The sequence below is a fragment of the Streptomyces sp. GL_141 genome (assembly GCF_057834385.1).
Genome location: NZ_CM174402.1, coordinates 6,173,812 through 6,186,930 on the forward strand (window position 1 = coordinate 6,173,812; position 13,119 = coordinate 6,186,930).

Here is a 13,119-nt window from a genome sequence, read left to right on the forward strand (position 1 = left end):
TGATCAGTACGGCGTGGTCACCGCACGCTGTCCCGCTCCGCGGACAGGGGCAGGGACAGCACCAGCAGGGCCACGTCGTCGCGCGGCCCGCCCCCGGTGAAGGACCGCAAGTCCCGCCACACCGCCGCGGCCAGCCCCGCGGGATCCGTCGCCAGCAGGGGCACGCGCACGGCCAGCGGATAGAAGTTCCCCGCCGCGTCCCGGGCCTCGGTCACCCCGTCCGTGTACATCACGAGCCGGTCCCCGGGGGCGACCCGGAGCTCGGCCGGCTCCGCCGGGGTGGGGCCGGCCAGGCCCAGGCCCAGCGGGGGCCCCGGGTCCACGTCGACTTCCGAGACCGTGAAACCCCGTAGCAGCAGGGGCGGGGGATGCCCGCACGACACGATCCGTACGAGGTCCAGCCCGGGCGGGAACTCCAGCAGCACCGCCGTCGCGAAGAGCTCCGCGTGCGCCACCGACTCGGCCGCCGAGTCCGCCAGCAGCCGACGGTCCAGCCGGGCCGCCACCGTCGTGAGCTCCGCGTCGTCCAGGACCCCCTCCCGGAAGGCGCCGAGCAGCGAGGCCACGGTGCCGACGGCGGCCAGGCCGTGGCCCTGGACGTCGCCGACCAGCGCGCGCACGCCGTAGGGGCCGACCCGGACGTCGTACAGGTCGCCGCCGACCAGGGTGCCGTGCTGGGCGGCCCGGTAGAGGCCCGCGCAGCCGATCGAGCCGACCCGTTCGGGGACGGGCGGCAGGACCGCGAGCTGCGCCGCCTCCGCGACGGTGCGCACGCTCACCAGCTGGGCGTCGCGGCGTTTTCGGACCCAGGCGACCACCACGCTGAGCAGGCCGATCACCGCGACGGTCGCGAGGTCGGAGCCCTGGGCGTGGGCGATCCCGAGCGAGGGCAGGCCGATGAGGATCAGCACCACTGCGGCGAAGGCGGCCGTCCCGGCGGCCCCGTAGGCGAAGGCGGCGACCGGGGGGAGGCCGGCCAGGAAGTAGCCCAGCTCGACGTCGCCCGGGGTGATCCGCTGCACGAACACCAGCACGACAAGGGCCACCGCGGGCGCGAGGCGGGCCCAGCGCGGCGGCGGCGCCCCGCGCAGCCAGCCCGGCTCCTCGCGTCGGCGTCTCACTCCTCCACCCTGATCCCGCCACCGGAGGCGCGCACGCCGGGTGGCTCCTTCCGGCGGCGCCAGCGACAGTGGTGGCGTGACGGAAGCGGATGGTGCGGTGGCGCAGAGCGCGGCGATCAGTACCCGGCTGAACTGGCTGCGCGCGGGGGTGCTCGGCGCGAACGACGGGATCATCTCCACGGCGGGCCTGGTCGTCGGCGTCGCCGGGGCCACGACCTCGCGGACGGCGATCCTGGCGGCGGGCGTCGCCGGGCTGCTGGCGGGCGCGCTGTCGATGGCGGCGGGGGAGTACGTGTCGGTCAGCTCCCAGCGGGACTCGGAGAAGGCGGCGCTGGACCTGGAGCGGCGGGAGCTGGAGGAGTCGCCGGAGGAGGAGCTGGACGAACTGACGGGGCTGCTGGTGGGCAGGGGGCTGAGCGAGCCGGTCGCGCGGGAGGCGGCGGAGCAGCTGACGGAGCGGGACGCGCTGCGGGCGCACGCGCGGGTGGAGCTGGGCATCAACCCCGACGAACTGGCCAACCCCTGGCACGCGGCCGCGGCGAGCCTGGTGGCGTTCACGGTCGGGGCGCTGCTGCCGCTGCTGGCGATCGTCCTGCCGGGCGCCTCGCAGCGGGTCCCGGTGACCGTGGTCGCGGTCCTGCTCTCCCTGACCCTGTGCGGGGTGCTCAGCGCCCGGCTGGGCGGAGCGCCCCCGGCCCGGGCGATCCTGCGCAACGTGGCCGGCGGCGCCCTGGCCATGGCGGTCACGTACGCGGTGGGCACCTGGCTGGGCACGGCCACCTGACGGCCCCGCCCGCCGCCCGGCCGCCACCGGCGCCCCGCTGCCCCCGCCGCCGCCCGGGCTCCTGGGGCGGATCGGCCCGGGGGAGTGGGGGCGCTGCCAAGATGGGGGCATGCGTATCGCAGTCACCGGGGCCAGCGGGCTCATCGGCAGCGCCCTCGGGCGGTCACTGGAGGCCGACGGACACGAGGTCGTCCGCTTCGTGCGGCGCGAGCCCGCCGGGCCCGGGGAGGCGCGATGGGACCCCGCGCGCGGGTACGTGGACCCGGCCGGGCTCGCCGGCTGCGAAGCCGTCGTGCACCTCGCCGGCGCCGGGGTCGGGGACCACCGCTGGACGGCCGCCTACAAGCGGGAGATCCGCGACAGCCGGGTCAAGGGCACCGCCGCCATCGCCTCGGCCGTCGCCGCCATGGACGAGCCGCCCGCCACGCTCGTGTGCGGCACCGCCGTCGGGTACTACGGCGACACCGGCGACCGGACGGTCGACGAGGACGCCCCGGCGGGGGAGGGGTTCCTCCCCGAGGTCTGCGTCGCCTGGGAGGCCGCCGCCGCGCCCGCCCGGGAGGCCGGGGTCCGGACCGTGTTCGCCCGTACCGGACTGGTCGTCGCCGCCGAGGGCGGGGCCTGGGGGAAGCTGTTCCCGATCTTCAAGGCCGGGATCGGCGGCCGCCTCGGCAACGGCCGCCAGTACTGGTCGCACATCTCGATGCACGACGAGATCGCCGCCCTGCGCCACATCCTCGGTACGCCCGCCTTGACCGGGCCGGTGAACCTGACCGCCCCCGAGCCCCGCACCAACCGCGAGGTCACCGCCGCGATGGGCCGGGTCCTGCACCGGCCGGCGGTGTTCGCCGTGCCCGCGCCGGTCATGCGGGTGGTGCTCGGGGAGTTCTCCCAGGACGTGCTGGGCAGTCAGCGGGTGCGTCCCGCCCGGCTGCTGGAGTCCGGGTTCGTCTTCCGCTACCCGGGGATCGAGGAGTCGATCAGGGCCGCGCTGGAGGCCTGAAACACCCCGGGCCTCCGGGCCTGAAAGCCCCGGTGCTCCAGGGGGAGCGCCCCGGCGCACACATGCGACCGCGCGTGAGCCGAATGCGACCGTCGTGCGACCGGAGTTGACCGCATCACCCGTAATGGTCCGCCCAACTCGGGTTCCGCCGGACGCTGTTGGGGGAAGGAGGATCCCCACACAGCCGGGCCGACCTCGGGGAGGGGCACGTGCTCAACAGCGCCAGCGCACACGCACACCATGCGGACGTGGTCATCGTAGGAGCCGGAGTCTCCGGACTCGCGGCAGCGCACCACCTGATCGCGGCCGGGGTCACCGTCATCGTCCTGGAGGGCGCGGACGACGCCGGCGGCCGGATGGCCACCGAGACCGTGGACGGATTCCGGCTCGACCGGATCGGCCAGCTCCTGAACACCGCCTACACCGAACCGGCCCGCACCCCGGGCCTGGAAGGCCTGGTCCTCAAGCCCTTCGCACCCGGCGCCCTCGTCCACAGCGAGGGCAGGACACTGCGCGCCGGCGCCCTCACCCCCGCCCGGGCCCTGACCAGCGGCTCCCTCGACCAGGCCCGGATCGGCGCGGCGCTCGCCCGCCTCGCCGCCCTGCCCGAGGAACGCCTCCTGGCCCGCCCCGAGCGCACCGCGCACGCCGCCCTGAGCTCCAGGAGCCTCGGTACGACGCTGCGCCCGCTCCTCGCCGCGCTCCTGCGCGACCCCGCACTCACCACCTCCAGCCGCGTCGCCGACCTGGCCCTGCGCACCTTCGCGCGCGGCCGCCTCGCCGTACCCGAGGGCGGCGCCGCCACCCTGCCCGGACTGCTCGCCGCCGCGCTGCCGCCCGGCACCGTGCGCACCGGGGTCCGGGTCCGCTCCGTCGCCACCAACCTGGTCACCACCGAGGAACACGGAGACTTCAGCGGCCGCTCCGCGGTCCTGGCCACCGGCGCCCGGGCCGCCGCCCAACTGCTCCCGGGCCTGCGCGTGCCCGCCTTCCACCAGGTGACCGTGATGCACCACGCCACCACCACCCCGCTCGCCTCGGACGGCTCGCTGCTCCTGGACGGCGACCCGGACTGGCCCGTCGCCCACACGGCCGTCATGAGCGCGGTCGACCCGACGCGCGCCCCCGCCGGCCGCAGCCTGGTCACCACCACCGTGCTCGGCCCGCCGCCGCCCACCCGGACGGTCGCCTCACGCCTCGCGCGGCTCTACGAGACCGCGACCCGGGACTGGGAGCTGCTCGCCGTCCACCACAGCCCCGAGGCCGTCCCCGCCATGCCGCCGCCGCACGACACCCGGCGCACCGTCAGGGTCCTGGCCGGGCTGTACGTGTGCGGCGACCACCGCGACACCAACACCGTCGAGGGGGCCCTGCGCTCCGCCCGCCGCGCCGCCGCCGCCGTCCTGCGCGACTTCGGCATCCCCGTCCCGACCACCCCGGAAGCCGCCCTCCCGGCGGCAGCCTGAGCCAACCACCCACCCGGGCACGGGCCCCGCCCCCACGGGGCCACACCACCCGGCGGACAACCACCGGCCTTGACGTCGCCCCGCGGGCAACCACCCACGCCGTAGCCACCCCGCGGGCAACCACCCGCCCCGGAGCCGCCCCGCGGCGGCAACCACGCACCGGGGCGTCGCCCCGCGGGCAACCACCCACCTCGGGATGGTTGCCCGCAGGGCGAATCCAGCCCCTCCGGCGTTTGAGGAGCGGGGTCCGGGGCGGAGCCCCGGGAGCGGACCCGCAGGGACACCACGGCGCAGCCACCCCGGGCCCCGGGGGCACAGCCCGGGGGCGCCCCAGCCGACCCGCAGGGTCAGGACAGCGCGGCCACCCGGTCCCGATACCCCCGCACCGCGGACGCGTCCCGGTACGGCTCCAGCCGCCGCTCGAAGTCCCGTACGTACTCCACCGCCCGCACCGACCGCATCTCCATCGCCTGCTGCGCCGCCTCCGCGCCCAGCGCGCACGCCTGGTCCAGCTCGCCCAGCCCCAGCCGCGCCGTCGCCAGCACCACCCGGCAGAACAGCCGCGACCGCGCGTACGAGGGTGCCCGCAGCTGCAGGGACCGCTCCGCGTGCTGCGCCGAGGCCCGGTACTGCTGGAGGTCCCGGTGGCAGTGCCCGAACTCGTCCGCGAGCTGCGCCTCGTCGTAGTCGCGCGCCCAGTGCGGTACGTCGTCCCCCGGCCGGGCCGCCCCCAGCGCCCGCTCGGCCCGCACCAGCGAGGCCGTCGACGCCCTGACCTCCCCGAGCACCGCGTGCCCGCGCGCCTCCGCCGAGTGCAGCAGCGCCTGCACCACCGGCGGCGGCCCGGAGCCCACGCCCTGCTGGGCCACCCGGGCCAGCTGCACCGCCTCCCGGCCGTGGCCGAGGTAGACCGCCTGCCGGCTCATCGTGATCAGCACGTACGCCCCGTACGGCCGGTCCCCGGCGGCCTGGGCCAGCCGCAGCGCCTGGACGAAGTACCGCTGGGCGAGCCCGTGCGCGGCGATGTCGTACGAGGTCCAGCCCGCGAGCCGGGTCAGATCGGCGGCGGCGGCGAACAGCCGGCGCCCGGTGGTCTCCCCGTAGGTGCCGCGCAGCATCGGCTCGGCCTCGTGCTCCAGGTACCGCACCAGGGCCTGGCGGGCATGGCCGCCCCCGTAGGCGTGGTCCAGGGTGCGGAACAGCTCGCCCACCGATCTGAGCGCCGCGATGTCACCACCGGTCACCCGCTGCCCGGGCCCGCGGTCGATCTGCCGCTGCCGGGGCACCGAGGCCCGGCCGGGCACGGGACGGCCGTGTTCGAGGCGGCTCTGGTCGAGGCGGCCCGGTTCGAGGCGGCTCTGCTCGGGGACCCGCGCGGCGGCCTGCTCCGCGCCCCGGCCGACCCGCTCGTCGGCCCGCCCGATCAGCCAGTCCCGGCTGGGCACCACCAGCCCGGCCGGAGTGAAGGCGATCTTGCGCAGCTCGGCGTGCGAACCGGAGTCCTTGCGCCACAGCCCGCTCGCGATGTCGACGGCCTCCTCGGGGGTGGCCGCGAACTCCAGCCCCGCGTACACCGGGGCACACGCGTCCAGGCCCAGGTCCTGGGCCGACAGCCGCCGCCCCAGGCGCCGGGTGAACACCTCCGCGATCAGCGCCGGGGTGGTGCCGCGCGGCTGCTGCCCGCGCAGCCAGCGGGTCACGGAGGTCTTGTCGTACCGCAGATCGAGACCGTGCTCCAGACCGAGCTGGTCGACACGGCGGGCGAGCCCGGCGTTGGAGAACCCGGCCTCGGCGATCAGCGCCGAGAGCTGCCGGTTGGGGACACGCTGGGCAGGTCGTTCCGTCATCGGCTCCACGGTCTCCTGACGTGACGGACCGGAGACCCGGCCCTGTGAACGGCGTGAATGTAGCGGCGAACCTCGCCCGTACCGCCCTCTCTGTCCCACATTCATCCGATCGTGTGCAGAACCGGTGGGTCTCTTTACGGACCGACCCCCTCCACCCGCGTACGCTGCGCCCCATGACCCGCCGGCCCACCGGGGAGCCTCACCCCGGCAGCTGCGAGCGCCCCGACGGCGACGGCAGCCATGCAGAGTCCACGGCCCCGCCGTACGTGCCCGAGCTGGCCGCGCCCGAGCTGACCGAGGCGGAGTGCCGGCGGTGCGGGACCTACATCGCGGGTCTCGACGGGCGCTACGCGTGCGGGGTCTGCGGCTGGGTGAACGACCACTCCGAAGGGCACCGCCGGCTGCCCCGGGCGGACGAGGACCCGGACCGGCCGCCGAAGGGCCGCAGACGGCCGAAACAGCTCCCCGGACCCCCGGATCCCGGGCCCTTCGCCGTGTCCGGGACGGGCGGCTGACGGGGTCCGCGGGGGCCGCCGTACCCTTGCTTGGTGCGATAGGTGCACACAGCAAGTTCGTCGGCAGGTTCAACGAGGAGGCGCCGCGGTGGCTGAGCTTGGGTTTGTCCGCATGGGCTTCGGTCCGGAGGCCGTCGAGTACACGGTGGCCTGGGAAGAGCAGCGCCGGGTGCACGCGGCCCGCTTCGCGGACGAGATCGAGGACACCTGCCTGCTGCTGGAGCACCAGCCGGTCTACACGGCCGGCCGGCGCACCGCCGACAGCGAGCGCCCGCTCGACGGCACGCCCGTCGTGGACGTGGACCGCGGCGGCAAGATCACCTGGCACGGCCCGGGCCAGCTGGTCGGCTACCCGATCATGAAGCTGCCCCGCCCGGTCGACGTGGTCGCCCACGTCCGCCGCCTGGAGGACGCGCTGATCCGCACGGCCGCCGATTTCGGCCTGGAGACCACCCGCGTCGAGGGCCGCAGCGGGGTCTGGGTGCTCGGCGACCCGGTGGAGGAGCGCCCGAAGATCGGCGGTCTCTCGCTGGACTTCGACCCGAGGCTGCAGGACGAGGAGTTCGACCCGCGGCTGAACGGCCCCGAGTACGCCCCGTCCAACGCCGGCCAGCGCCGCGAGGACCGCAAGCTCGCCGCCATCGGCATCCGGGTCGCCAAGGGCGTCACGATGCACGGCTTCGCGATCAACGTGAACCCCGACAACACCTGGTTCGACCGGATCGTCCCCTGCGGGATCCGGGACGCCGGTGTGACCTCGCTCTCCTACGAGCTGGGCCGCGAGATCACCATCGCCGAGGTGCTGCCGGTGATCGAACGGCACCTGAAGGACGTACTGGAGCAGGCGGAGCTGCGGCCCCGGGAGATAGAGCCGGCCGCCGGCTGACCCCCGGGGGAATGGGTCGGGCAGCCCGCAGGTTGGCCGAGTGAAGAGCGTATGAAATTACGGGCGTACCCTGGTGGGCGCCGAAGAATCGAAGTCACAGGGAGCCGGTCGTGTCCGCAGTCGCACCCGACGGACGCAAGATGCTGCGCCTAGAGGTCCGTAACGCCCAGACGCCCATCGAGCGCAAGCCCGAGTGGATCAAGACGCGGGCGAAGATGGGTCCCGAGTACACCAAGATGCAGGCCCTGGTGAAGGGCGAAGGACTGCACACGGTGTGCCAGGAAGCCGGCTGTCCGAACATCTACGAATGCTGGGAAGACCGCGAGGCCACCTTCCTCATCGGTGGCGACCAGTGCACCCGGCGCTGTGACTTCTGCCAGATCGACACGGGCAAGCCCGAGGCGCTGGACCGCGACGAGCCCCGCCGCGTCGGCGAGTCCGTCGTCACCATGGACCTGAACTACGCCACCATCACGGGCGTCGCGCGCGACGACCTGGCGGACGGCGGGGCCTGGCTCTACGCGGAGACCGTGCGCCAGATCCACCAGCAGACGGCGGGCCGCGCGGCCGGCCAGACCAAGGTCGAGCTGCTCGCCCCGGACTTCAACGCGGTCCCGGAGCTGCTGGAAGAGGTCTTCGCCTCCCGCCCCGAGGTCTTCGCCCACAACATCGAGACGGTGCCGCGCATCTTCAAGCGCATCCGCCCCGGCTTCCGCTACGAGCGCTCGATGGACGTCATCACCCGGGCGCGGGCCTACGGCCTCGTCACCAAGTCCAACCTGATCCTGGGCATGGGCGAGGAGCGCGAGGAGGTCAGCCAGGCGCTGAAGGACCTCCACGAGGCGGGCTGCGAGCTCATCACCATCACCCAGTACCTGCGGCCCTCGCCGCGCCACCACCCCGTCGAGCGCTGGGTGAAGCCGGCCGAGTTCGTGGAGCTGGCGCAGGAGGCCGAGGAGATCGGCTTCTCCGGAGTCATGTCCGGTCCGCTGGTCCGGTCCTCGTACCGCGCCGGCCGCCTCTACCAGCAGGCGATGGAGAAGCGCGCGACCGTCTGAGGCACATGGTGCGGGAGGTATGTGAACTCGCGCACAAAGTCTTACTTACGGGTAACCCCGCACCGATGCGGCCCCTAGGCTCTCTCCAGTGAGAGTCCTAGTGGGCCGCATCAAGGTTTCATCACTGTTTGACCAGTCGGTCACGCCCTGGTAACACCAGTCAGTGACGATTGTTCGACGCACCGCACACACGCTTGGCCACCCCCGACGTGAGCTCCGTGAAAGGGTCGACACCATGCAGGCCGCGCCCGTACGCGCCATCGCCATTCCGTCCTTCACCGACGCCGTCCGCGGCCTGGAGTCGCTGCTCATGAGCGGCGCCCGCCGGAACGCCTGGACGGCCGTCCTCGAAGACCGCCGCAGGGCCAAGGACCGGGTCGAAACCGAGCACGTACTCGAGGCCGCGGCGACCCGGACCGAGAAGGCCACGTAAACTTCGCTGCATGGCGAGGAAGTCAAACGCAGAGACTGCTGCGAACCCCGGGCGACTGAAGCAGATCGCCCTGACGTACAAGATGACGCGCAAGGCCGACCCGAAGGTCGGTCTGATCGTCGCGGGCGTGGGAATCGTCACCTTTGGTGTCTTTCTTGCGATCGGCTTCCTGATCGACCACCCGGTCTACCTGGGCATCCTGGGCTTCCTGGTGGCGTTCCTGGCGATGGCGATCATCTTCGGACGGCGAGCCGAGACGGCCGCCTTCGGACAGATGGAGGGACAGCCGGGCGCGGCCGCGGCCGTACTGGACAACGTGGGCCGGGGCTGGACGACCACCCCTGCCGTCGCGATGAGCAAGCAGCAGGACATCGTCCACCGTGCCGTGGGCAAGGCCGGCGTGGTCCTGATCGCCGAGGGCAACCCGAACCGGGTGAAGCCGATGCTCGCGAACGAGAAGAAGAAGCTGGCCCGGATCATGCCCGACATCCCGGTCCACGACTTCATCGTGGGCAAGGGCGAGGGCGAGGTGCCGCTCAAGAAGGTCCGTACGACCCTGATGAAGCTGCCCCGTGTGCTCTCCGGGCCCCAGATCACCCAGGTCAACGACAAACTGCGGGCCATGGGCGACTTGCTGAGCAACATGCCGATCCCGAAGGGCCCGATGCCCAAGGGGATGCGCATGCCGCGCGGCGGAAAGATGCGCTGATCCGCTTTTCGTATACGACACAGAGGGGCGCCCCGGGCCGATGGCCCGGGGCGCCCCTCTGTCCGTCTCGTTCCGTCTCGCGATCCCGTCTCAGATCCTGACCTGTACGGCGCGGCTGGCGCGGTCGTGCAGTCCGCGGCCGTCGCGGTCCCAGACGAGGGCCGGGATCAGCAGGGCGAGCAGTGCGGTACGGACCACCACGCGGCCGAATCCGAGCGGGCCGCCATCCTGTGAGACGACCCGGAGGCCAAGGATCCGCTTCCCGGGGGTAAAGCCCACGGTGCCGACCGTCAGGATCACCAGGGTGACGAAGACCGCCAGCGTCCAGTTCCCCGCGCCGTTCCAGTCACGGCCCGTGATCAGGCCGTACGCGATCAGCTGGCAGGCCATCCAGTCGATGGCCACGGCACCGAGCCGGCGGCCGAAACGGGCCACCGAGCCGGGCCCCTGCTGCGGCAGGCCGAGCTGTTTGCCGGGGTACCCGAAGTCGGCACCCATCTCCTCGGCGGCCTCGCGGGGGCCGGAGAGCCAGGATCCGATTGCTTGCCTCTTGTCCACGCGAACACGGTACCTGTGCGGCTCGGCGCCGTTCCGGCGGGACCCTGGTTAACTTGTGCGAAACAAATGGGTCATGCTTGAGAAACCCCGTCTGCTTATGGTCGGGTCAGCGTGCGGCACCGCACTGACGCACCACTAGCTATAAAAGCCCGCCCCTGCCCCGGGGTCGGGAGTAGGAGGAGTTGGATGTTCAAGAACGCCGACGAAGTGACGCAGTACATCCAGGACAACGACGTCAAGTTCGTTGACGTCCGCTTCTGCGACCTGCCTGGTGTGATGCAGCACTTCACCATCCCGGGGCGGGCGTTCGACCCGAACGAGGAGCTGGCCTTCGACGGCTCCTCGATCCGCGGCTTCCAGGCGATCCACGAGTCCGACATGGCGCTGCGTGCCGACATCACCACCGCGCGCCTGGACCCGTTCCGCAAGGACAAGACGCTCAACATCAACTTCTTCATCCACGACCCGATCACGGGCGAGGCCTACAGCCGCGACCCGCGCAACATCGCGAAGAAGGCCGAGGCGTACCTCGCCTCCACCGGCATCGCCGACACCGCGTTCTTCGGCCCCGAGGCCGAGTTCTACGTGTTCGACAGCGTGCGCTTCGCGACCTCCGCGAACGAGGGCTTCTACCACATCGACTCCGAGGCCGGCGCCTGGAACACCGGTTCCACGGAGAACAACCGCGGCTACAAGGTGCCGATCAAGGGTGGTTACTTCCCCGTAGCCCCGGTCGACCACTTCGCCGACCTGCGCGCCGAGATCTCCCTCGAACTGGACGCCCAGGGCCTCCAGGTCGAGCGCCAGCACCACGAGGTCGGCACCGGTGGCCAGGCCGAGATCAACTACAAGTTCAACACGCTGCTCGCCGCGGCCGACGACCTGATGCTCTTCAAGTACGTCGTGAAGAACGTCGCCTGGCGCAACGGCAAGACCGCGACCTTCATGCCGAAGCCGATCTTCGGTGACAACGGCTCGGGCATGCACGTGCACCAGTCGCTGTGGGCGAACGGCGACCCGCTGTTCTACGACGAGTCCGGCTACGCGGGTCTGTCGGACATGGCCCGCTACTACATCGGCGGCATCCTCAAGCACGCCCCGTCGCTGCTGGCGTTCACCAACCCGACGGTGAACTCCTACCACCGCCTGGTCCCGGGCTTCGAGGCGCCGGTCAACATGGTGTACTCGCAGCGCAACCGCTCCGCCGCCATGCGCATCCCGATCACGGGCTCGAACCCGAAGGCCAAGCGCGTCGAGTTCCGCGCCCCGGACCCGTCCTCGAACCCGTACCTGGCGTTCTCGGCCCTCCTGCTGGCCGGCCTCGACGGCATCAAGAACAAGATCGAGCCGATGGAGCCGATCGACAAGGACCTCTACGAGCTCTCCCCGGACGAGCACGCGAGCGTCCCGCAGGTCCCGACCAGCCTCGAGGACGTCCTCAAGGCCCTGGAGGCGGACCACGAGTACCTCCTGGCCGGCGGTGTCTTCACCCCCGACCTGATCGAGACCTGGATCGACTACAAGCGCACCAACGAGATCGCCCCGATCGCGCTGCGCCCGCACCCGCACGAGTTCGAGCTCTACTTCGACCTCTAAGCCGTGCCGTGGTCGTGCTGACGCACTGATCGAACGAAGCCCCGTTCCCCTCCTCCGGAGGGGGCGGGGCTTCTGCGTTGCGGCGGCGCGGCGCTAGCTTCGGGGGATGGACGACACCTGGAAGACCATCGGGGCCCTCGGGGCGCGGTTCGACGAGCATGACCGGGAGCGCGGGGTGGGGCACGAGGAGAGCGTGACGCTGCAGATCCTGAAGATCGGGGAGGAGTTCGGCGAAGCCGCGCAGGCGGTGATCGGGGCCAAGGGGACGAATCCGCGGAAGGGCACCTCGCACACGTGGGGCGACGTGGAGGCGGAGGTCGCCGATGTCATCGTCACGGCCATGGTCGCGCTGGCCCGGATGCGGCCCGACGCCCCCGCCTTCTTCGCGGAGCACCTGCGGGAGAAGTCGGCCAGGTTCCTCTGACGGGCAGGTCCTCTGACGGGTGGGCTCAGCGCGTCAGCGCATCAGTGGCATCGCGCCCGTGAGGTCGCGGAGGCAGCGGATCGCGAGTTCCGCGGGGGAGCCGGGGCCCGCGGGTGGGGTGTCCGTGGTGGACCAGAGTTCCAGGGCGATGCGGATCGCGTCCGTGGCCGCCGCCGCGAGGAGGCGTACGGCGAGGGGTTCGGCGTCCGGGCCGGCGAGCCGGGCCACGACCGGGACCAGGCGCTCCTCGGAGTCCTGGTTGACCCGGTACCAGACGGCCCGCAGTGCCTCGTCGTCCGCGGCGGCGCGGAGCAGGCCGCGGGTGACCTCCAGGCCCTCGTCGAGCGCCTGGGGGCCCGTGAGGGAGCGGGTGACGGCGCGCTCCAGGGCCTCGGTGAGCGGGGTGCCGGGGTCCTCCTCGGCGAGCAGCGCGCGCCAGGCGTCGCCGCCGCCCGCGAGCAGGGGGGCGACGGCCTCCTGCTTGTTGCGGAAGTAGCGGTAGAACGTGCGCAGCGCGACGCCCGCGCGGTGGGCGATGTCCTCGGCGGTGGTGCCGTCGGGGCCGTGCTCGGCGAAGAGTGCGCAGGCCGCGCGGGCGATGTCGAGCTGGGTGGCCGCCTTGCGGCGCTCGTTCAGCGACTGGGCTCCGGGGCCGGCCTGGGGAGCGTACGGACGAGGGGATCTCACCGGGGAAGGATACCCCGGACCCGTGGGGCAAC

The 13,119-nt window shown here is 72.7% G+C and carries 14 protein-coding genes; 10 read left to right on the forward strand and 4 right to left on the reverse strand.

The features are described 5' to 3' along the window. Positions 1-17 precede the first annotated feature (17 nt). The gene (locus AC3IX6_RS27365) at positions 18-1,121 is read right to left on the reverse strand and encodes a PP2C family protein-serine/threonine phosphatase (RefSeq protein WP_489365500.1); all 1,104 of its coding nucleotides are present in this window, start codon (positions 1,119-1,121) and stop codon (positions 18-20) included. Between the two features lie 76 nt (positions 1,122-1,197). Here AC3IX6_RS27365 and AC3IX6_RS27370 point away from each other — a divergent pair, with 76 nt between their 5' ends. The 3 genes from AC3IX6_RS27370 (at position 1,198) to AC3IX6_RS27380 (ending at position 4,374) form a co-directional block, all read left to right on the forward strand. Continuing rightward, positions 1,198-1,905, forward strand: a complete 708-nt coding sequence (locus AC3IX6_RS27370; protein WP_489365501.1) for a VIT1/CCC1 transporter family protein — start codon at positions 1,198-1,200, stop codon at positions 1,903-1,905. Between the two features lie 109 nt (positions 1,906-2,014). Next, entirely contained in the window at positions 2,015-2,908 is an 894-nt protein-coding gene (locus AC3IX6_RS27375) for a TIGR01777 family oxidoreductase (RefSeq protein WP_489365502.1), read from the forward strand. A 248-nt stretch (positions 2,909-3,156) separates the two neighbouring features. After that, positions 3,157-4,374, forward strand: coding sequence for an FAD-dependent oxidoreductase (locus AC3IX6_RS27380; RefSeq protein WP_489365503.1), 1,218 nt, complete (start codon positions 3,157-3,159; stop codon positions 4,372-4,374). A gap of 347 nt (positions 4,375-4,721) precedes the next feature. Here AC3IX6_RS27380 and AC3IX6_RS27385 read toward each other — a convergent pair whose 3' ends face one another. Continuing rightward, a complete protein-coding gene (locus tag AC3IX6_RS27385) occupies positions 4,722-6,221 on the reverse strand; it encodes an NsdA family TPR-like regulatory protein (RefSeq protein ID WP_489365504.1) in 1,500 nt (499 codons plus the stop codon). A 173-nt stretch (positions 6,222-6,394) separates the two neighbouring features. On the opposite strand from AC3IX6_RS27385, the gene AC3IX6_RS27390 reads away from it, so the two are divergent. The 5 genes from AC3IX6_RS27390 (at position 6,395) to AC3IX6_RS27410 (ending at position 9,822) form a co-directional block, all read left to right on the forward strand. Beyond that, positions 6,395-6,736 (forward strand): hypothetical protein, encoded by a 342-nt coding sequence (locus tag AC3IX6_RS27390; protein WP_489365506.1) that lies wholly within the window; start codon positions 6,395-6,397, stop codon positions 6,734-6,736. Positions 6,737-6,824: 88 nt separating this feature from the next. Further along, entirely contained in the window at positions 6,825-7,622 is a 798-nt protein-coding gene (gene lipB, locus AC3IX6_RS27395; protein WP_489365507.1) for a lipoyl(octanoyl) transferase LipB, read from the forward strand. A gap of 110 nt (positions 7,623-7,732) precedes the next feature. Further along, positions 7,733-8,680, forward strand: coding sequence for a lipoyl synthase (lipA, locus tag AC3IX6_RS27400; protein WP_489365508.1), 948 nt, complete (start codon positions 7,733-7,735; stop codon positions 8,678-8,680). Positions 8,681-8,915: 235 nt separating this feature from the next. Next, positions 8,916-9,113: an SCO2195 family GlnR-regulated protein gene (locus AC3IX6_RS27405; RefSeq protein WP_250743563.1), complete on the forward strand. Its 198-nt coding sequence runs from the start codon at positions 8,916-8,918 to the stop codon at positions 9,111-9,113. 10 nt (positions 9,114-9,123) lie between these two features. Continuing rightward, the gene (locus tag AC3IX6_RS27410) at positions 9,124-9,822 is read left to right on the forward strand and encodes a DUF4191 domain-containing protein (protein WP_250743562.1); all 699 of its coding nucleotides are present in this window, start codon (positions 9,124-9,126) and stop codon (positions 9,820-9,822) included. A 90-nt stretch (positions 9,823-9,912) separates the two neighbouring features. On the opposite strand, the gene AC3IX6_RS27415 is transcribed toward AC3IX6_RS27410, so the two are convergent. Beyond that, complete coding sequence (locus tag AC3IX6_RS27415) at positions 9,913-10,380, reverse strand: RDD family protein (protein WP_489365510.1); 468 nt, start codon at positions 10,378-10,380, stop codon at positions 9,913-9,915. A 186-nt stretch (positions 10,381-10,566) separates the two neighbouring features. Here AC3IX6_RS27415 and glnA point away from each other — a divergent pair, with 186 nt between their 5' ends. Both glnA and AC3IX6_RS27425 read left to right on the forward strand, forming a co-directional pair. Beyond that, positions 10,567-11,976: a type I glutamate--ammonia ligase gene (gene glnA / locus AC3IX6_RS27420; RefSeq protein WP_489365512.1), complete on the forward strand. Its 1,410-nt coding sequence runs from the start codon at positions 10,567-10,569 to the stop codon at positions 11,974-11,976. 106 nt (positions 11,977-12,082) lie between these two features. Then, on the forward strand, positions 12,083-12,400 hold the full coding sequence (locus AC3IX6_RS27425; protein ID WP_489365514.1) for a MazG-like family protein: 318 nt from the start codon (positions 12,083-12,085) through the stop codon (positions 12,398-12,400). A gap of 33 nt (positions 12,401-12,433) precedes the next feature. Here the strand turns inward: AC3IX6_RS27425 and AC3IX6_RS27430 are convergent, their stop codons facing one another. Beyond that, positions 12,434-13,087, reverse strand: a complete 654-nt coding sequence (locus tag AC3IX6_RS27430) for a TetR/AcrR family transcriptional regulator (protein ID WP_489365515.1) — start codon at positions 13,085-13,087, stop codon at positions 12,434-12,436. Positions 13,088-13,119: the final 32 nt, after the last annotated feature.

Excerpts from the sequence above, each read along its gene's own strand:
- glnA (WP_489365512.1), top strand. The coding sequence starts at position 10,567 with ATGTTCAAGAACGCCGACGAAGTGACGCAGTACATCCAGGACAACGAC.
- AC3IX6_RS27405 (WP_250743563.1), top strand. The coding sequence starts at position 8,916 with ATGCAGGCCGCGCCCGTACGCGCCATCGCCATTCCGTCCTTCACCGAC.
- AC3IX6_RS27410 (WP_250743562.1), top strand. The coding sequence starts at position 9,124 with ATGGCGAGGAAGTCAAACGCAGAGACTGCTGCGAACCCCGGGCGACTG.
- AC3IX6_RS27390 (WP_489365506.1), top strand. The coding sequence starts at position 6,395 with ATGACCCGCCGGCCCACCGGGGAGCCTCACCCCGGCAGCTGCGAGCGC.
- AC3IX6_RS27425 (WP_489365514.1), top strand. The coding sequence starts at position 12,083 with ATGGACGACACCTGGAAGACCATCGGGGCCCTCGGGGCGCGGTTCGAC.
- AC3IX6_RS27385 (WP_489365504.1), bottom strand. The coding sequence starts at position 6,221 with ATGACGGAACGACCTGCCCAGCGTGTCCCCAACCGGCAGCTCTCGGCG.
- AC3IX6_RS27375 (WP_489365502.1), top strand. The coding sequence starts at position 2,015 with ATGCGTATCGCAGTCACCGGGGCCAGCGGGCTCATCGGCAGCGCCCTC.